Annotated in this window: 20 protein-coding genes; 1 reads left to right on the top strand and 19 read right to left on the bottom strand. The window is 63.9% G+C overall.

Annotated elements, in window-relative coordinates; translation table 11 throughout:
* Window positions 1-2 precede the first annotated feature (2 nt).
* The gene (traT, locus tag KEC16_RS00500; protein ID WP_211545703.1) at window positions 3-755 is read left to right on the top strand and encodes a complement resistance protein TraT; all 753 of its coding nucleotides are present in this window, start codon (window positions 3-5) and stop codon (window positions 753-755) included.
* On the opposite strand, the gene KEC16_RS00495 is transcribed toward traT, so the two are convergent.
* From KEC16_RS00495 to KEC16_RS00405, 19 genes are all read right to left on the bottom strand, one after another.
* On the bottom strand, window positions 742-1,968 hold the full coding sequence (locus tag KEC16_RS00495) for a beta-ketoacyl-ACP synthase (RefSeq protein WP_249208606.1): 1,227 nt from the start codon (window positions 1,966-1,968) through the stop codon (window positions 742-744). The genes traT and KEC16_RS00495 overlap by 14 nt on opposite strands.
* Window positions 1,968-2,693 (bottom strand): 3-ketoacyl-ACP reductase FabG2, encoded by a 726-nt coding sequence (locus KEC16_RS00490; RefSeq protein ID WP_211545702.1) that lies wholly within the window; start codon window positions 2,691-2,693, stop codon window positions 1,968-1,970. Before KEC16_RS00490 ends, KEC16_RS00495 begins: the two co-directional genes overlap by 1 nt.
* Window positions 2,690-3,151, bottom strand: a complete 462-nt coding sequence (locus tag KEC16_RS00485) for a hotdog family protein (protein WP_211545701.1) — start codon at window positions 3,149-3,151, stop codon at window positions 2,690-2,692. The genes KEC16_RS00490 and KEC16_RS00485 overlap by 4 nt, the downstream gene beginning before the upstream one ends.
* The gene (locus tag KEC16_RS00480; protein ID WP_211545700.1) at window positions 3,148-4,320 is read right to left on the bottom strand and encodes a beta-ketoacyl-[acyl-carrier-protein] synthase family protein; all 1,173 of its coding nucleotides are present in this window, start codon (window positions 4,318-4,320) and stop codon (window positions 3,148-3,150) included. Before KEC16_RS00480 ends, KEC16_RS00485 begins: the two co-directional genes overlap by 4 nt.
* Window positions 4,317-4,922, bottom strand: a complete 606-nt coding sequence (locus KEC16_RS00475; RefSeq protein WP_211545699.1) for a DUF3261 domain-containing protein — start codon at window positions 4,920-4,922, stop codon at window positions 4,317-4,319. Before KEC16_RS00475 ends, KEC16_RS00480 begins: the two co-directional genes overlap by 4 nt.
* On the bottom strand, window positions 4,915-7,242 hold the full coding sequence (locus KEC16_RS00470; protein WP_211545698.1) for an MMPL family transporter: 2,328 nt from the start codon (window positions 7,240-7,242) through the stop codon (window positions 4,915-4,917). The genes KEC16_RS00475 and KEC16_RS00470 overlap by 8 nt, the downstream gene beginning before the upstream one ends.
* Window positions 7,239-7,859 (bottom strand): LolA family protein, encoded by a 621-nt coding sequence (locus KEC16_RS00465; protein ID WP_211545697.1) that lies wholly within the window; start codon window positions 7,857-7,859, stop codon window positions 7,239-7,241. Before KEC16_RS00465 ends, KEC16_RS00470 begins: the two co-directional genes overlap by 4 nt.
* Entirely contained in the window at window positions 7,817-8,224 is a 408-nt protein-coding gene (locus KEC16_RS00460) for an acyl-CoA thioesterase (protein WP_211545696.1), read from the bottom strand. The genes KEC16_RS00465 and KEC16_RS00460 overlap by 43 nt, the downstream gene beginning before the upstream one ends.
* Complete coding sequence (locus KEC16_RS00455) at window positions 8,221-9,882, bottom strand: glycosyltransferase family 2 protein (protein WP_211545695.1); 1,662 nt, start codon at window positions 9,880-9,882, stop codon at window positions 8,221-8,223. Before KEC16_RS00455 ends, KEC16_RS00460 begins: the two co-directional genes overlap by 4 nt.
* Window positions 9,882-10,235, bottom strand: coding sequence for an ApeI family dehydratase (locus KEC16_RS00450; RefSeq protein WP_211545694.1), 354 nt, complete (start codon window positions 10,233-10,235; stop codon window positions 9,882-9,884). The genes KEC16_RS00455 and KEC16_RS00450 overlap by 1 nt, the downstream gene beginning before the upstream one ends.
* Complete coding sequence (locus tag KEC16_RS00445; RefSeq protein WP_211545693.1) at window positions 10,232-11,557, bottom strand: AMP-binding protein; 1,326 nt, start codon at window positions 11,555-11,557, stop codon at window positions 10,232-10,234. The genes KEC16_RS00450 and KEC16_RS00445 overlap by 4 nt, the downstream gene beginning before the upstream one ends.
* Window positions 11,554-12,156, bottom strand: coding sequence for a COG4648 family protein (locus KEC16_RS00440; protein WP_211545692.1), 603 nt, complete (start codon window positions 12,154-12,156; stop codon window positions 11,554-11,556). The genes KEC16_RS00445 and KEC16_RS00440 overlap by 4 nt, the downstream gene beginning before the upstream one ends.
* Window positions 12,137-12,382 (bottom strand): acyl carrier protein, encoded by a 246-nt coding sequence (locus tag KEC16_RS00435; protein ID WP_211545691.1) that lies wholly within the window; start codon window positions 12,380-12,382, stop codon window positions 12,137-12,139. The genes KEC16_RS00440 and KEC16_RS00435 overlap by 20 nt, the downstream gene beginning before the upstream one ends.
* Complete coding sequence (locus tag KEC16_RS00430) at window positions 12,383-12,634, bottom strand: phosphopantetheine-binding protein (protein ID WP_249208604.1); 252 nt, start codon at window positions 12,632-12,634, stop codon at window positions 12,383-12,385.
* A complete protein-coding gene (locus tag KEC16_RS00425; RefSeq protein ID WP_211545689.1) occupies window positions 12,585-13,439 on the bottom strand; it encodes a lysophospholipid acyltransferase family protein in 855 nt (284 codons plus the stop codon). Before KEC16_RS00425 ends, KEC16_RS00430 begins: the two co-directional genes overlap by 50 nt.
* On the bottom strand, window positions 13,411-14,040 hold the full coding sequence (locus tag KEC16_RS00420; protein WP_211545688.1) for a beta-ketoacyl synthase chain length factor: 630 nt from the start codon (window positions 14,038-14,040) through the stop codon (window positions 13,411-13,413). Before KEC16_RS00420 ends, KEC16_RS00425 begins: the two co-directional genes overlap by 29 nt.
* A 236-nt stretch (window positions 14,041-14,276) precedes the next feature.
* A complete protein-coding gene (locus KEC16_RS00415) occupies window positions 14,277-14,438 on the bottom strand; it encodes a hypothetical protein (RefSeq protein ID WP_211545687.1) in 162 nt (53 codons plus the stop codon).
* Between the two features lie 67 nt (window positions 14,439-14,505).
* Window positions 14,506-14,880, bottom strand: coding sequence for a RidA family protein (locus KEC16_RS00410; RefSeq protein ID WP_211545686.1), 375 nt, complete (start codon window positions 14,878-14,880; stop codon window positions 14,506-14,508).
* A gap of 162 nt (window positions 14,881-15,042) precedes the next feature.
* Window positions 15,043-16,695, bottom strand: a complete 1,653-nt coding sequence (locus tag KEC16_RS00405; RefSeq protein WP_211545685.1) for an OFA family MFS transporter — start codon at window positions 16,693-16,695, stop codon at window positions 15,043-15,045.
* Between the last annotated feature and the right edge of the window lie 37 nt (window positions 16,696-16,732).

The raw sequence follows: 16,732 nt of genomic DNA, 5'->3' as shown, positions 1-16,732 counted from the left end.
GCATGGCCTTGGACCGGCGCCTGTTTCTTGCCACCGGCATGGCCGCCCTGTTGGGCGCCTGTCAGCGCCGCAACGTCGGCGATATGGTGGTCGACAGCAAAACCGATCGCATGTACGGCATGCGCTCGGACGGCTCCATCTTCACCGATCCCATGCTTTACCCCAACCGGCGCCTCAAGCTAAGCCTGCGCAACATGTCCGGCGATCCGGTGTGGGATTTGGAAGCCACCCGCGACCAATTGTACCAAGGCTATGTGGACAAGGGCTATGAACGGTCCGACGGCACCGATTTTGGCCTGAAAATCGACTTGAACATCATCCGCAGCCAGCAATATGAACGCGACATGATGGCGCAGTTCAGCTTTCTGGGGGCTGCTGCCGGTGGCATCGCCGGGGCCGGCATCGGCGCCGCCATGGACAAAAGCGCCGGCTCCGCCGCCACCGGCGCCGGTTTCGGCCTTGCCGCCGGGGCGTCGTTGGGGACCCTGGCCGGCTATTTCACCGTCGATAACATCTACGTTGTCGTCACCGAAGCCGTGTTCGCCATCCGCCGCAATTCCACCAAGCCGCGCCGCGTCGTCACCTTTGACGGCAGCCCACGGATCGAGGAATGGGAAGAAGGCAGCCGCGGCAGCTTCTCCGACGTCCACCGGGTCACCCTTTCCAATTACGGCGGCGGCCGCAACGTCACCCAGGCGGAAATGGCCAGCGACATTCGCGCCCGCCAGATCCGCTCCCTGGTCAGCTTGATTTAATAATCAGCGAGGTATTGATGCCGCCAAAGGCGAAATTGTTGGACATCAGGTAATCCGGCCGGACCAAGCGCGGTTCCCCCCGGACATAATCAAGAGCGGCGCAACGCGGATCGATCACATCCAGATTGGCGGTGGGGCAGAACCAGCCCTCACGCATCATTTCGATACCCAGCCATGCCTCGATGCTGCCGCAAGCACCAAGCGAGTGACCGAAATAGCTTTTCAGCGAATGAAAGGGCACGCTTTCGCCGAACACCGCCGCCGTGGCCTGGGATTCGGCGATATCGCCCCATTCCGTCGCCGTCCCATGACCACTGACGAAACCAATGGCGTCGGTTCCAATACCAGCATCCTCAATCGCCATGCGCAAGGCCTGCTCCATGGTCGCCGCCTGCGGCTGGGTGACGTGGTTGCCGTCGGAATTGGTGCCGAAGCCGACCAATTCGGCGTAAATGGTGGCACCACGGGCAACGGCGTGATCGTAATTTTCCAAAATCAAGGTCGCCGCCCCCTCGCCGATGACCAGCCCGTCACGGTCGCGGTCAAACGGCCGTGGCGTCGTTTGCGGTGCGTCGTTGCGCATTGAGGTGGCGAACAAGGTGTCGAAGACGGCGGCGTCGGTGATGTCCAGTTCCTCGGCCCCGCCAGCGACCATGACGTCGGCCTTGCCCCAGCGGATGGCCTCGGCGGCGTAGCCGATGGCCTGGCTTCCCGAGGTGCAGGCACTGGATGACGGAATCATCCGCCCGGTCAGGCCGAAGAACAGGCCGATATTGACCAAAGCCGAATGGCTCATCATCTGGATATAGGTGGTGGCGTTGAGATGACGCGACACCCCGGTCATCTTCAATTCAAAAAAGCCGAGAACGGAATCGGGCGAGCCGAAGGACGAACCATAAGCGGCCCCCGTCCGCCCATTGGTCAGAACCGGATCATTCAACAATCGGGCATGGTCCAAGGCCCGTTCCGACGCCGCCACCGCCATGGTCGCCACCCGGCCCATGGTGCGGGCCTTCTTGCGCGGCCAATGAGCCGGAATGGTGAAATCCAGAACCGGCGCCGCCAGCCGGGTATTGATGCTTTCAAAGCGGTCCCATGCCGGCCGCATGTCGCGAATGCCGGTGCGGCCTTCGGCCATGGCGGCGCGAATACTCGGCCAGTCATTGCCCAAAGCGGTGATGCCGGCCATGCCGGTGACGACAACCCGACGCATCAGACCATCCCGCCATTGACGGAAATAACCTGTCGGGTGACATAACTTGCATCGTCGGAACACAAGAAAGACACCACCCCGGCCACCTCTTCCACTTTGCCCAACCGCCGCATGGGCACCATCTTCATGACGTCATCTCGCGGCAGATCGGCGACCATCTGGGTTTCGACCACGCCGGGAGCAACGCAATTGACGGTGATGGCGCGCTTGGCCAGCTCCAACGCCAAAGCCTTGGTGGCGCCGATGATACCGGCCTTGGCGGCGGAATAATTGACCTGTCCGCGATTGCCGACCAAGCCCGACACCGACGACAGGGTGACGATGCGCCCGCCCTTGCGGGCCGAGACCATGGGCATGACCAAGGGATGCAAGACATTGTAAAAACCGTCGAGATTGGTGCCCAACACGTCGTCCCAATCGTCTTCGGTCATGGCCGGAAACGCGGTGTCGCGGGCGATGCCGGCATTGAGCACCGCCCCCCAATAGGGACCATGCGCGGCGATGTCGGCCTCGATCACGGCGCGGGTCGCGGCGCGGTCGGCGATGTCGAAGCGCAGCAAACGAGCGACCCCACCGGCGGCGGCAATCGTCGCCACGGTCTTTTCCCCCCCGCTTTGGTCGGAATGGTAATGCACCGCCACGGTAAAACCGTCCCGGCCCAACCGCTCGGCGATGGCGGCGCCAATGCCCTTGCTGGCCCCGGTGACCAGGATATTTTTCATCATGTCGCCCCCCTCAGTCGCGTCACCGCCATTTCCATGTCCGGCGGCTGATAAAGGTTCAATCGAGCCTGGGCGATTTCCGCCCCCCCCACCACAATGCGGCAGTCATAGACCCCCATGCCGTCCTCTTGGAACACCCGATGGACCTCTATTTCAAGTTCGGCCCCCAGCGGAAACCATGGCTGGCTGGCGCCATAGCCGCGCGTGCCCAACAAAAACCCCACCTGCACGGCGCCGCCGGCGCTGCGGGCCAAGGCACCGACATGGGCGCCACAGGCCTGGGCCATCATTTCCATCCCCACATGGGCCGGCACGCCCTGGGGGCGGATAAACGGATGATCGGGACGCATCACCGCCACCGCGATGGCGCTTTCATCGTCAAAGCAACGCAAGGCGTCCAGCAGCACCATGGGCGGGCGGTGCGGCAAGAGCTCGACCATCGGCCACGGACAGGCGCTCATATCCCCCACCCCCGCCCCAGCACCAGGGCGCAATTACTGCCGCCAAAGGCAAAAGACGAACTGAGCGCCGCCAGTTTCTCCGCCATCGGCCAAGCCTCGCCGGCAGCGACCAGATGCAAGGGCGGCAAGCTGTCATCCATCTGGCCGGTGCCGGCCTGAGGCGGCAACAGCCGTGACGGGTTCCACTCAGCCGACAGGGTCAGCCACAACAACGCCGCCTCGACCGCGCCCGCCGCCCCCAAAGTGTGGCCGGTCAGCGCCTTGGTCGAGCTGCACGGCAACAGCGGTCCGAACACGGCGTTGACCGCGCGGGCTTCCATGGCGTCGTTCAGCTGGGTGGCGGTGCCATGCAAGTTGACATAGCCGATTTGCCGCGGATCAAGCCCCGCATCGGCCAGGGCCGCTTGCATGGCGTCACGGGCGCCGTGGCCTTCGGGGTCGGGGGCACTGAGGTGATGGGCGTCCGAGGATTCGCCAACCCCCAGCAAAGCGATTTCGGCCGGTTCCGGCGTCAGCAGGAACAAGGCCCCCCCCTCGCCCAGGGTGATCCCTCGACGGTGAGCCGAAAACGGCAGACACGGTTCCGGCGCCACCGCCTCCAGGGCGGAAAAGCCGGCCACGGTCAGCCGGCACAGCGTGTCGGCGCCGCCGACAATGGCGGCATCGGCCAACCCCTGGCGGATCAGACGGCGAGCCGAAGCAAACACCTTGGCGCTGGACGAACACGCGGTGCCAACGACATAAGCGGGGCCCCCCAGTCCCAGGGCGTCAGCAATAAAACTCGCCGCGCTGCCGGTTTCCTGCTGCGCATAGGTGAAGCCGGCGGGCCAATGCCCGGTCTTGAGGCGCTGGGCCAGCGCCACCTCGCCCTCGGCGATGCCCGAAGTGCTGGTTCCCACCACCACGGCGACGCGGTCACGGCCATAACGCTCGATGGCCCGAGCCAGCGGTTCGGCGATTTCCTCCAACAGCATGGCCAACAGCCGATTGTTGCGGCTGTCGCCGTGACCGCCGGGCTCTGTCGGCAAACGCCCCAGCGGCAGCGCATCGCCCTGGTGACGGCGTAAGCCGGAACGATCCCCGGCCAGCAAGGCGCCCATGGTGGCGGCCTTGCCGATGCCCAAACAGGTGGCCACCGCCATGGCCGGCAGGAACACTGGCGCGTTCATGGCGTCAACCGGGTCGAGCCGACCTGGACATGGTAATCCCAGGCCAGGTTGGTTAAAGCGACGGCGCCGTTCCACGGATCGGCGTCGCGATAGATCTCGACGACAACGGCCCCGTCGCGGCGCAGCCGGCGAATGCCCCCCGCTTCCTCGATCGCCGCGCCGTCAAGGGCGGCTGACAGAACCTCGGCCGGCCAATACATCAGCACGATATCGGCAAGCATATTGGCTGGGGGCGGCACATTGCCCGGCAACCACGACGCCTTTTCCACGCTCAAACGTCCTTCGTTCCAGTGCACGGTCATGGCCCGCCGTCCCAGGCCGTCGGTGGTCGCCAAAATCAAATGGTCGGCTTGGACCGACAAGCGGCCTTCGAAGCTGAAGCTGTCGCCGCCATGGCGGGCGGTGACCATTTGCGCCACCTCGACCGCGTCGCCCAACTGGCCGGCGGCAGGAAGACGCAAGGTCACGCCGGGGGCGATGACGATACGCTCAACCGAACGGTCATCCGGCGGGGGCGCGGCGCTGCACCCGGCCAGCAGGAAGACCAGCATCAGAGGGAAAAAAGCACGCGGCATGATGGGGCGATCATATACATCAATCATGGTGACGCTTCCAACCCCGTGCTCGTTTCGGCCGCACCCGCCCGGCCAAAGGTGACAGCAACGCCGCCAAGGCAATGCCGACCAGCATGATCGTGCCAAAGGAACGAATGGCCAAAACATCGCTAAAGGCCAGCAAGCCAAAAGATAAAACGGTTGTCGCCGTGGCCAGCAAAATGGCGATGGTGGTCAATGGATCGTGGTCAGCGCCGCTTTCGGCGCAGAACACGGCATAATCCACCCCCACCGACGCCACCAGCACCAAGGCCATGGCGGCGAAAAATGTAAAGGGCAATCCGATCATCGCCAGCAGCAGCGGCGCCGACACCACCGCGACCAGCGGCGGCACCATCACCCACAGCCCGCCGCGCCAGCCATAGCGCCAGATCAGCGGCGGCAGCATCAGCACCAGCGACGCCGCCAGCAACCACAAAGCGCGCTGACGATAAATGCCCAGCAAATCCCCCATATCGGCGACCGGATCAATGAAGCTGACCCCCTCCAGGCCGCTGGCGGCGGCGCGCAGATTTTGCGGATCGACAATGCCATCAAGGGCGACCAAATGAACCCCCTGCCCCAGCACCAACCCGGCCAAGGCCGGCACACCACCGCTGGCGATAACCGTCTCGAGCGTCAGCGGCTGATCCGCCGCCACCGGCAGCGCCAAAGGCAGGCCGATGGTGGCGGCCAACCGCGCCACCGCGGCTTCGTTCAAGCCTTCGCCCAGCAAGCGGGCATTGTCAGCCTGACGTTCGGCCGAGGGGACGAAACTGGCCGGCGAGCGCCATTCCCGCAAGGCTCCTTGCGTCCGCAACACGGCCAGGCGCTGGCTCAGACGTTCCTCTTGGCGCAATGCCGCTTGGGTGTCGTCGGCGGAAACCAGATAAAACTGTCCCGCCGAAACAAAACCGGCGATGCCTTGCAACTGGGCTTGCTCCGCGGCCAAAACCGGGTTCAGCGCCTGTTGGCGGCGGACATCGTCGTCAACCCGCAGCCGACTGGCGCCAATCAGCGCCACGACCGCCAACACCACCAGCCCCCCGCGACGGGCCAAGGCCAGTCCTGGATTGTCCCACAAAAGCCAGAACCCTCGCCCCAAACGCCGCAAAGAGGCCGGCAGGATGCGGCTGGAATTACGGTCAAGCAGCGGGAACCACAAGGTGACGGTCAAAAAGGCGGCGATCAGGCCAAAGGCGGAAAACACCGCCACCTGACGCAGACCCGGCAACGGCGCCAGGGCCAGCGCGCCATAGCCGATCAGGGTGGTCAGCAACCCCAGGAACAATCCTGGCCAGATATGGCGTAGACGCCCCTGGGGGGTATCGGGTCGCGCGAACAGACGGGTGAAATAATGCAAGCTGTAATCGACGGTGACGCCAATCAGGCTGGCGCCAAAAATGGCGGCGCTGACATGCAACGAGCCGAAAAACAGCAACGTCGCCGCCATCGCCACCAGCAGACCGGCGCCGATGGCCAGTAAGCTCAGCAGCAGCGGCGACAGCGAACGGAACACCAGCAGCATCAACCCCACCGTGCCCAGGGCGGAAACTGTTCCGATGAACGAGGTTTCAGCCATGGCCTGGGCCGCCCCAGCCTGAGCGTAAAACACCGCGCCCAGACGCAACAAACGTATTCCGGGGGCGACCTCGCCGGCCCGTTCCGCCGCCTTGGCATAGCTGGCGGCAAACGCCTGCTGATCGCGAAGACCATAGGCTTGGCCCTGTAATCTGCCGCTGACCAAGACCCAGGTGAGGCCGTCGGCGGTGACGCTGGGCCAGCCGTCCCGCAAACTCAGCCGGCTGGTCGGCACGGGCAAGCCGGTCATGAACGACGGCAGCAGCAAGAACGGATCATGGGTCAGCAGCCGAGCATCGGCCATGCCGCCGATGCCGAAAACCTGCGAGAGGGTCCGCCCGATCAGTGCCGAGGCGTCGCCCCCTTGCAGGCTGGCCCGATCCGTTGCCGACAGCAAGCCGGCCCGATGGGGGAAATACAGCGCGGCAAGTCGGCCGATGGCCTCGGGGCTGGGAATGTCGCCGGCATCCGCAAGCAAACCGTCGCCCATCAGACCATCGCGCAGCGTCTGCGCGGCGCGGATGGCTTGGGCCGGATCGGCATGGCCGGCCAGGATCACCACCCGGCCGGAAATCTGCTCGGCCATGTGGGTCTTGGCAGCATGAACCTGCGGGTCGCGATCCTCGGTCGGCAGCAGCGCCATCAGGTCGCTTTGCAGCGGCACGCCCCCCAGCGCCGCCAGCCCCAGATACAGCGTCGCGGCGATCAGCACCACCAACCACGACAGGGCCAGAAATCGGCGGGTCATCGGATGGCGGCAAAGGCCGCCGCCTCGTCCTCCGATAACGGGCCTTGGTCGACATTTTGCTGACTGAACAGCAAGCGGTCGCGGTCACCTTCGCCTTTTTCCACCTCGACCGCATCGACGAAGCGGCCGATATGGGCCTGAATGGATTTGACCGATTGCAGCAGATCGGCGCGGCGTGGGGTCAAGACCACACCGTCATTTTGCGAAACCACCCGGAAATCGCTCTCCAATTCCTGCCAATTCCCCGCCATCGCCCCCGCCATGACGTCGTGCAGGCGGGCAAGAAACGGCGCCTTGGCCGCCGACAACCGCATGGTTTCCTTGCCGCCAAGGCTTTGCGTCATGCCCGCCGCACTGATCACCGTGACCACGGCGAAAGGCTTTTCGCCGCGCCAGATCAGCCCCTGACCGGGGGCCAGGACAAAGCTGCCTTCGGATCGCAGCGGCTGGGCAAAGCCGGCGAGAAAACGTTCCTGCACGAAATGACCGCGCAGAATTTCCCCCGGCTTCAACGTCACCGGTTCGGCCCAGGCCGCCATCGGCCACAGCACGATCAGCATGAACAGGGCGCGGATCACAGCAAGGCCCTTATCCGGTCGGTCAAGGCGGGCGGACATTCAAGACATAATTCCAAGGTGTCGGCCCGCACCGCCACCTGAATGGTTTCGGCCTTGGTCAGGGTCTCGCCGCTGGCCTTGTCGTGAACCCGGTATTCGATGCGCAGCCGGTTCTCGTATTCGCGCAAGGTCGCGGTGACCCGCAATTCCTGGCCAAAGCGCGCCGGCCGCACATATTTCAGCCGCATGTCGACGATGGGCCACATATAGCCGGATTGGTCCATTTCCTGATAATTATAGCCGATCTTGTCCAGCAAGGCGCACCGCGCCTGTTCAAGGAAACGGGCGTAATTGCCGTGCCAGACCACCTGCATGGGGTCGAGGTCGTAAAATTGCACCGTCAAGGTGGTTTCTGCCGAGATCACCGCGTCGTGCCCCCCTTGGCCCAGAAATCAAAGAAATTGTACCACTGATAAGGATCAAGCCGGCTGTGCTGCTCCAGCCGCGCGGCATAGGCCTGGATCAGCTGTCGCAGGGCCTCGGTCCGCTGGCCACGCGGCAATGCCACCCTGGCGGCGAAAAGTTCAAGCGTCATGGTCCACTGGGCCGGGCCGCTGCGACGGCAAAACAGCAGGTGTACCGGACAATCCAGCACGGCGGCCAGCACCCACGGCCCGACCGAGAACGCCGCCGGTTGAGCGAAAAAATCCACCGCGACCACCCGACCCGATGACAAGACCGGCACGCGGTCGCCCGCAATGGCGATCCATTCGCCGCGCTCGACCCGTTCTTTCAAGGCAATGGCCGTTTCCGGCCCGATTTCGGTCACCTGAATCATCCGCGCCGCCGCTTCGGGGTTGAAGCGCCGCAATACCGCGTTGAAATTCTCGGCGTGACGGGTATGCACCAGCACGGTCAGACGTTGCCGCAAGGCCGGATCCATCAGCGCGCGGGACAATTCGACATTGCCGTGATGGGATACCACCAGCACGGCCCCGGCGGGATCGGCGGCGGCCGCCGCCAATGCCTGGGGATTTTCCACCCGGAGGGCATCTTGGCCCAGCCGCCCCGACCATGCGGCGATGGTATCGACGGCGCGGCCGGCAAAATCCAAGAGATGGCGATAGCATTCCCAGCCACGGGGTTGGCGCTGCCGCACCCGCCCCAGGAATTGCCGCGACGCCCGCCGCTGTTGCGCCCCGGTCAGATAGAAATAGGCCACCACCGGAGCCAGCAGCGCCATGCAGGCCCGCCGCCCCCAATGCCCGTAAACCCAAGCGGTCAGCCATAACCCCCAGGCGGCGCCCCGTTCGGTCAAGGCGGCCCAATGCGAGGGCTCTGCCCCCGGCAAGGGCGGACGATGACGCAAGATCGAGACCAGCCGCGACAGCATGGTGACGACCAGCCGCGTGTGCATCCATGAAATGCGCAGATTATCGTGCCAGACATGGAAATTCGACGTGTTGCCAACCGGATAGGTCACCCGCACCGGAACCATGATCGGGGCGATTCCGCGCCAGAACAGCCGCACCATGATGTCGGTATCGAAATCCATGCGGGTCCCCAGCGTTTCTTCCGCCAACAGATCCAGACAGGCTTTGAGCGGATAAACGCGAAAGCCGCACATGCTGTCGGTAATGCGAAAGGACAGGGTTTCGACGAAGACCCAGACATGGGTGAACCAGCGACCGATACGGCGGGCGGTGGGGATGGTCTGGTCATAGATCGGGGCGCCGCTGACCACGGCGGCGGGATGGCGGCGCGCTTGGTCCAGCAAGCGCGGCAAAGCGGCCAGATCATGCTGACCATCGGCGTCCACTTGCACCGCATGGCTGAACCCCTGATCGGCGGCCAGCCGAAAGCCGTCGCACACCGCCGCTCCCTTGCCGCCATTGAGCGGGCGGCGATGAACGAAAACGCCCTTGGCGGGATCGTGCAGGGCGGCGATGGCCGCCGCCGCCGCCGCGTCACTGCCGTCATCGACGATCAGCACCGGCAGGTCAAGCCCCCGCAGGCCCGCCACCACTTGGGGCAAGGCTTTGCTATGGTTATGGCTGGGAATCAGGGCACAGGGCTTGAACATCAGGGCGCCACCGCCACCGAGCCCGAGGAACACACCGCGCCGTCACGACGATAATCGAAAGTCAGCCGCGCCTTGGCCGGATCGTGCCGTAAGGCCAAGGTGACGCTGTCGCCGGGAAAGATCGCCCCTTTGTATTTGACCTGAAACTGGGATGCTGGTTCCGCGGCAAGCCCCAGATATTGCTCTGCCAGCGTCAGCGCCCAATCCAGTTGCACCACCCCCGGAAGCAACAAAAAGTCGGGAAAATGGCCGCGAAACCACAAAAGCGCCGGGTCGATGAACAAGTCCAGCTCGGCCCCGGTGGCGATCGGGCGATGCGTCAAGATAAGCGGCAGGCGGGGCGATTGGGTCATGATGCCGGCATGTCTGGGGGTGAAAACAAAGGGGCGATGGCGGCATCGGGGCGCTTGCCCATGCTGTTGCACGGCAATTCCGCGACGAAACGCCACAACCGGGGCCGGGCCAGTGGCTCCAGCTGATCGGCCAGGGCGGTGCGCAGCCAGCGGCCAAAGCGGAACGGGCCGAATTGTGCCAACAGCCCCCGCCCCTGAGGGCTGAGCACCAACGCCGCCGCCAGTTGATCGCGCCCCGCCGTCAGCTTGACCACGGCGGCGTCCTCCACTTGCGGCAAGGCCCGCAAGGCGGCCTCGACCGCCGCCAGGCCGATTCGCTTGCCCTCGATCTTGACCACCCGATCAACCCGGTCATGCAGCAAAAAGCGGCCATCGGCCAGCACATCGACCAGATCGGCGCCCTCATGGCTGCCGCCAACCCAGGGAGAATGCAGGCGTAACCGCCCACCGGCGCCGGCTTCGACCACGTTGCCGGGCAACGGAATCCACGCTTGTCCCGGCACCGCAAGGCGGCTGGCGATGCCGCCGGTTTCGGTGCTGCCGAAAATTTCCACCGGCTGCGCCCCGAACAACCGTGCCGCCTCGTCCGCCGCCGCTGGCGGCAAGGGGGCGCCAGCCGATAACACCAATGCCGGCCGGGCCAGCCCCTCCAGCCCGCCCAGACGACCGAGATGGGCCGGGCTGGAAACCAAAATGTCGCCATCCGCCAATTCGGCCAGGACCGTTTCCCAGAATTGATGGGTCACCGAAGCAAAAACCCGCCCGCACAACAGCGGCCACAGCACTTTGTACACCAGACCATAAGCATGCTGATGCGGCACGGTGGCATGATGCATGCCCCATCCCGCCCCGGGCCACACCGCATGCAGCCCGGCCACTTCGGCTTCCAATTGCCCCAGCCGGCGCTCAACCCGCTTGGGCTGGGCGGTGCTGCCCGAGGTGAAGAACGCCACGGGGATATCTTGTATCTTCGCGGTGAAATCAGCGCCGCCCCCATCCACCACCGGCATCATGCCGGGGGCGTCGCCGACGGCGACGTCCCAGGCGCCGGACAGACCGGCCAGAAACCCTGGCTGATCCCCCGGCGGCAAGACCACCGCGCATCCCGCCCGCGCCGCCGCCAGCAGACCAACCACCAAGGTATGACCGTCGGCGCACCACAGCCCGATCCGGCGGGCCTGCGCCTGGCGCAAGCGCGCCGCCAGACCGGCGGAATGATGCAGCATCCAGCCCCAGGAAATGATCTCGCCCTCGACACGGGCCACCGGCCACGTCTGCGGACGTCCCTCCGCCATCAGCGCCGCCAACGGGGTGAAGCTCATGCCCCCTCTCCATGGGCACGGCGGACACGGCGGCGTACCAGCCATTCGCCCGCGAACAACAGCCCCATCAGCACATACGAGACAAAACCGGTATAAAGCGCCCAGAACACCACCTCGCCCCACAGGGCCAAGGCCAGCGTCACCAAAGCGTTGACGACCAGGAACAGACACCAGACCGCCGACACCTTGCGCATATATGCCTGGGCGGCCGGGGATGGATCGGGTTCGGTCACGCTGGCCAAGACCTGGACCAACGAGGGCGGCCGCAACAAGGACCAGCCGAAAGCGGCGGCAAAGCCGAAATTCATCAGCACCGGATAGGCCAAGGTGGCCATTGCCCCATCCACCAGCCCCAGGGCGGCGGTCCCGACAAAGACCGCGGAAACCGGCACCGCCAAGGTGCGGGCGACGGCAAGATTGCGCAGCATGGCGAAGCGGGCCCCGACCAAGGCCAAAGCCAGCAGCACCAAGGCCCCCGTCGATACCCGCCCCATGGCGGCATAAACCAGAAACGGATAGGCCACCCCGGCACAGGCCAGCAAAACCGGGGCCAGAATGGATTTTCCATTCATGGCTTTTTTATTCGAGGAAGAGCTCATGCACCCGGTCCACCACGTCACCGACAGTGCGCACGGTCTTGAACTGCTCGGGTTTGATCTTTTTGCCCGTCAATTCCTGCAATTTGACCACCAGATCGACGGCATCGATGCTGTCCAGGTCCAAATCCTCGTATAATTTGGCGTCAGCCACCACTTTTTCCGCCGGAACTTCGAACATTTCGGTCAAATAGCCGGCCAGACTGATCTGGATTTCGTCGCGGGTCATCTACTCGGCATTCCCTTGCTGCGCACGGATAAAATTGGCCAGATTGTGGATACTGGCGAAATGGTGACGAACGTCCTCGGTCACCGTGTCGATCTTGATGCCAAAGGTTTTGCGGATGGCCACGCCCAATTCCAGCGCATCGATGGAATCCAGTCCCAGACCGCCCCCATCACCGAAGAGCGGTTCTTGCGCGTCGATATCGTCAGGCGACACATCTTCCAGTTTCAGGGCATCGACGATCAGTTTCTTCAATTCGTGTTCCAGCGTGTCCATAGCCTAGCTTTTCCGCGTAAAAGTTTTCCAGGTAAGCGACCATCCGCCGCGCCGCCAATGGGCGGGCACGGCCATGCGTGAACTGACCGACATCCAACAATTCCCCGACTTCAAGGCGAAAGCACGACCGCTTCTCGGGGGCACGCCACCAGGAATGCCCCTTGTGTAAAATCGGCGGGTCGCAGGTGATGGTCACCACCTGCACCGGGCACGCAACCGCAATGGCCATGTTGGCGAAACCCCGTTGCAGCTTGGGCCTGACGCCGGGAAGAGTGCGTGTGCCTTCGGGAAAGACGATCAGATTGCGACCTTCGCGCAAGGCCTCGGCGCAGGCCGCCAGCAAGGCCTCGGGCTCAAGGTCGTTGCGAATGAAGCGGGCGCCGCCAACGGTCAGACGAAAGAACGGATGGCGCCACAGCCCGGCCTTGACGATGCACTGCACCGACGGCGTCGCCGCCATGATCATCACCACATCCAGCAAAGACGGATGATTGGCGACGATCAAGGCCCCCCGCAACGCCCGCAGCCGTTCGGTGCCAACGGTTTCGATCGAGGCGACCCCCATCCAGCGGATGCCGCCGCAATAAAGCCGAAACGCCAGATGGATGGCATAAAGCACCCGGCGCTGCCGGGTGACCGGATCGCGGCTGACCAGCGTCAACAGTGGAAACACCGTCACCGCCATCAATGTGCCGCCAACCCCGATCAGCATCAGGAAGAAGCCAACCCCCAAAGCCCGCCAGACCCTGCCCGGATTAAGCCGCATCACGCCACCGCCATGCATGTCGTCGCCCTTGGGCCAAGCCTTCGCCGCCGTTTTGCAAAACCGCCAGGAAGGCCTGGGACAGACAATCGCCGCCACCGGCCCGCGTTTCCAGGCTCATCTCCAGCGGCCGCGCCTGCGGCCACGAAGGCGGCACCAGCCGCAAGGCCAAGACCATGGGGGTGACGCAATCGCCTTCCATCACCGGGGCATAGCTATCGGGCAAAGGCTGATCGAAATAAAACAACACTGCCGGCACCCCCTGTTCGGCGACGAAAGTCGCAGCTTCCAATAGGCCATAGCCAAAGGATTCGCTGCCGGCGGCAACGGCGGTATGGCCTTGGCGGTTGCCCGTGGCGATGGATAACAGCCCGGCCAGCGCGTGATGCACGGCCAAGCTGAACTCGGCCGGCGAAACCTCGTCGCTTTGGGCCAGTTCACCCAGCAAACCGAATGTCCGGTCATATTCGCCATGGCGCGACGCCAGCACGAAGCGCGGGGAACCCTGTTCCGGCAGAACCGCCCAGGCGGCTTCCAACGCCTTGCGCCCCACCGCCGTGACCCGACGGCGCAATGACGCGGGCAGCGGCGGCCGCACCGACACGGCGCCGCCGACGGTCACGGATTGGTCCTGTCCCTCCCAGGCAGCCCAAGCGGCAACCCACACGCGCACGCTTAACGCCATCACGCCCCCAATCGTTTATCTGGCGAATGAGGGATTTAGCATGCAATGCCCTGACAGTCGAATATCCTTTGCGACCGGAACGCGGTCTTTTTCATGACGGCAACCATCCTTATCGGGACAACGAGACGATGGCCTCGGCGACCGCGTTCATCAATCCGTCCAGGTCGGATTTTTCACTGATCCGCGGCGGGCCAAACTGCAAGGTGCGCCGCCATAGCGCACATGATGCCGGTATCCCAGCGTTTCAGCACGAGATTCAATTGGCCGATTTGGCGGCCGACCGCCCCGCTGATCGCACGACGGAAAGTTTCCGGGCAGAAATCAACGCCATCCATGCCCACCTGTGCTGCGTGCTGGACGGTCAGTTGCCTGTGGTGGACGGTGCCCCCCAGCTTCCCAGCATCAGCCGACGCGGGCGACAACCTCGATTTCCACCAAAACGTCACGCGGCAGGCGCGCCACCTGCACGCAGGACCGCGCCGGCTTATGGTCGCCGAAAGCCTTTTCATAAAGGCCGTTCAGCTTGGCGAAATCTTCCAGATCCTGCAAAAAGACGGTGGTTTTGACCACTCGGTCAAACGATGAATTGGCGGCGTCCAGCACCGCTTTCAGATTGGCGAACACCTGTTCGGCCTGGGCTTCGATGCCGCCGGCCACCACCTGGCCGTCCAGACCCAGCGGAATCTGACCCGAGCTGAAGAACCAACCGTCGCAGGCGATGCCCTGGCAATAGGGGCCGATGGCCTTGGGGGCGTTGTCGCTGTGGATGGTTTTCATGGATCGGGTTTCCTTGAGCTAAACAGGCGAGCTTTCACGCCAAAATGCCGTGGCCGGCGTTCAAATACAATCCCTTGACCGGGAAATAAACAAAGGCAGAGGCGCCAACCCATGAAAAAAGCCGCCCGGATTGCTCCGGGCGGCTGCTTCGTCGATGCCCCTTTAGCGGAACAGCAACAGGGTCTTTTGCAAGGTGATCCAGATGCCCCAACCCAGCGGAATCCACACCGCCGCCCAGGCCAACGCCACCTTCCACGAATGACGCACTTCATCGGCCAAGGCTTCGACGTCAGCAATGAAATGCTGATGGGTGTCGTCGGCGACCTTCTTTTCCTCGGCCAGTTCGGCATCGCTCATGTGATGCTCTTCCGCCACCGAGGTGACCAGCCAGTTGCAGATAAAGCCCAAGGCCAGCAGACCCGCCAGGATGTACATGGTCATGGTGTAGGCGTCGGCACGGGCAACGCCGTGTTCCAACTGGTATTCGCGGATATAATTGACCAGGACCGGACCCAACACGCCGGCCGTCGACCACGCGGTCAGCAGACGCCCATGGATGGCGCCAACCATCTTGGTGCCGAACATGTCGGCAAGATAGGCCGGCACGGTGGCGAAACCACCGCCATACATGGACAAGATGACGCAAAAAGCGGCGACGAACAGCACCAAGGCGCCAGCCTGCGACGTCCACGGCACCGCCGCGTACAGCACCATGCCCAGGACGAAAAAGACGAAATAGGTGTTCTTGCGGCCCAGCTTGTCAGACAACGACGCCCAGAAGAAACGGCCACCGATATTGAACAGCGACAACAGACCGGTAAAGCCGGCGGCAACGGCGGCGATCTGGCCCTTTTGCGCCGCGGTCAGTTCATTGAAAGTGGCGTCAATGCCGATCAGCTTGCCGGCGAACACTTCCTGCAACAGCGGCGAAGCCATGCCGATGATGCCGATGCCGGCGGTGACGTTCAGACACAACACGCCCCAGACCAACCAGAATTGCTTGGTCCGCCACGCCACGTCCAGATGCACGTGCTTGTTGGTGATCAGCGAATTGCCCGGCTTGGACGAATCGGGCGGGTTCCAGCCGGCCGGCTTCCAATTGTCCGTCGGCACCCGATAGCCCAGCGCGCCGGCCATCATGAAGGCGAAATAGATCACGGCCAGGACAACAAAGGTTTCCCACACACCGACCGAATGGGGGGTGGCGAAATATTTCATCAGCTTGTCGGCCAAGGGGGCGCCGATCATGGCGCCGCCGCCAAAGCCCATGATGGCCATGCCGGTGGCCATGCCGCGGCGATCCGGGAACCACTTGATCAGGGTGGAAACCGGCGAGATATAGCCCAGTCCCAAGCCGATACCGCCGATGACGCCAGACCCCAGCCACATCAGCCAGATCTGGTGGGTATAGATACCCAGCGCCGACACCAGCAAACCGCCGGACCAGCAGCAGGCCGAGACCACGCCAGCCTTGCGCGGGCCGGCCTTTTCCAGCCAGCCGCCCCACAGCGCCGCCGACGATCCCAAGAAGACGAAGAACAGGGTGTACATCCACCCCAGCATGGAAATCTTCCAGTCGCAATTGGTCGCGACCATCTGCTGGAAGAACCCCATATCGGCCGAACAGGCCACCGATTCGGTGATGCCGATCGCCCGCGACAGCGGCAACCAGAACACGGAAAAGCCATAGGCCATACCGATGCACAGATGGATGGCCAAGGCAGCCGGCGGCACCAGCCAGCGATTAAAGCCCGGACGGGCGATGGTGCGCTCACGCGACAACATCCCCGGCATGGCAATGGACGCAGTATTCATGTGGTACTTCCTCCCCTGTGGACCGCTCATATTGGCG

This window comes from Magnetospirillum sulfuroxidans, assembly GCF_018224925.1.
Taxonomy (GTDB): Bacteria; Pseudomonadota; Alphaproteobacteria; order Rhodospirillales; family Magnetospirillaceae; genus Magnetospirillum; species Magnetospirillum sulfuroxidans.
Note: the sequence above shows the minus strand (reverse complement) of the source record. Positions and strands in the feature narration are given on the sequence as shown.

What these genes read in the sequence shown, in the direction of transcription:
- traT (WP_211545703.1), top strand. Translation starts at nt 3, where the DNA reads ATGGCCTTGGACCGGCGCCTGTTTCTTGCCACCGGCATGGCCGCCCTG.
- KEC16_RS00495 (WP_249208606.1), bottom strand. Translation starts at nt 1,968, where the DNA reads ATGCGTCGGGTTGTCGTCACCGGCATGGCCGGCATCACCGCTTTGGGC.
- KEC16_RS00490 (WP_211545702.1), bottom strand. Translation starts at nt 2,693, where the DNA reads ATGATGAAAAATATCCTGGTCACCGGGGCCAGCAAGGGCATTGGCGCC.
- KEC16_RS00485 (WP_211545701.1), bottom strand. Translation starts at nt 3,151, where the DNA reads ATGAGCGCCTGTCCGTGGCCGATGGTCGAGCTCTTGCCGCACCGCCCG.
- KEC16_RS00480 (WP_211545700.1), bottom strand. Translation starts at nt 4,320, where the DNA reads ATGAACGCGCCAGTGTTCCTGCCGGCCATGGCGGTGGCCACCTGTTTG.
- KEC16_RS00475 (WP_211545699.1), bottom strand. Translation starts at nt 4,922, where the DNA reads ATGATTGATGTATATGATCGCCCCATCATGCCGCGTGCTTTTTTCCCT.
- KEC16_RS00470 (WP_211545698.1), bottom strand. Translation starts at nt 7,242, where the DNA reads ATGACCCGCCGATTTCTGGCCCTGTCGTGGTTGGTGGTGCTGATCGCC.
- KEC16_RS00465 (WP_211545697.1), bottom strand. Translation starts at nt 7,859, where the DNA reads ATGTCCGCCCGCCTTGACCGACCGGATAAGGGCCTTGCTGTGATCCGC.
- KEC16_RS00455 (WP_211545695.1), bottom strand. Translation starts at nt 9,882, where the DNA reads ATGTTCAAGCCCTGTGCCCTGATTCCCAGCCATAACCATAGCAAAGCC.
- KEC16_RS00450 (WP_211545694.1), bottom strand. Translation starts at nt 10,235, where the DNA reads ATGACCCAATCGCCCCGCCTGCCGCTTATCTTGACGCATCGCCCGATC.
- KEC16_RS00445 (WP_211545693.1), bottom strand. Translation starts at nt 11,557, where the DNA reads ATGAGCTTCACCCCGTTGGCGGCGCTGATGGCGGAGGGACGTCCGCAG.
- KEC16_RS00440 (WP_211545692.1), bottom strand. Translation starts at nt 12,156, where the DNA reads ATGAGCTCTTCCTCGAATAAAAAAGCCATGAATGGAAAATCCATTCTG.
- KEC16_RS00435 (WP_211545691.1), bottom strand. Translation starts at nt 12,382, where the DNA reads ATGACCCGCGACGAAATCCAGATCAGTCTGGCCGGCTATTTGACCGAA.
- KEC16_RS00425 (WP_211545689.1), bottom strand. Translation starts at nt 13,439, where the DNA reads ATGCATGGCGGTGGCGTGATGCGGCTTAATCCGGGCAGGGTCTGGCGG.
- KEC16_RS00415 (WP_211545687.1), bottom strand. Translation starts at nt 14,438, where the DNA reads ATGGATGGCGTTGATTTCTGCCCGGAAACTTTCCGTCGTGCGATCAGC.
- KEC16_RS00410 (WP_211545686.1), bottom strand. Translation starts at nt 14,880, where the DNA reads ATGAAAACCATCCACAGCGACAACGCCCCCAAGGCCATCGGCCCCTAT.
- KEC16_RS00405 (WP_211545685.1), bottom strand. Translation starts at nt 16,695, where the DNA reads ATGAATACTGCGTCCATTGCCATGCCGGGGATGTTGTCGCGTGAGCGC.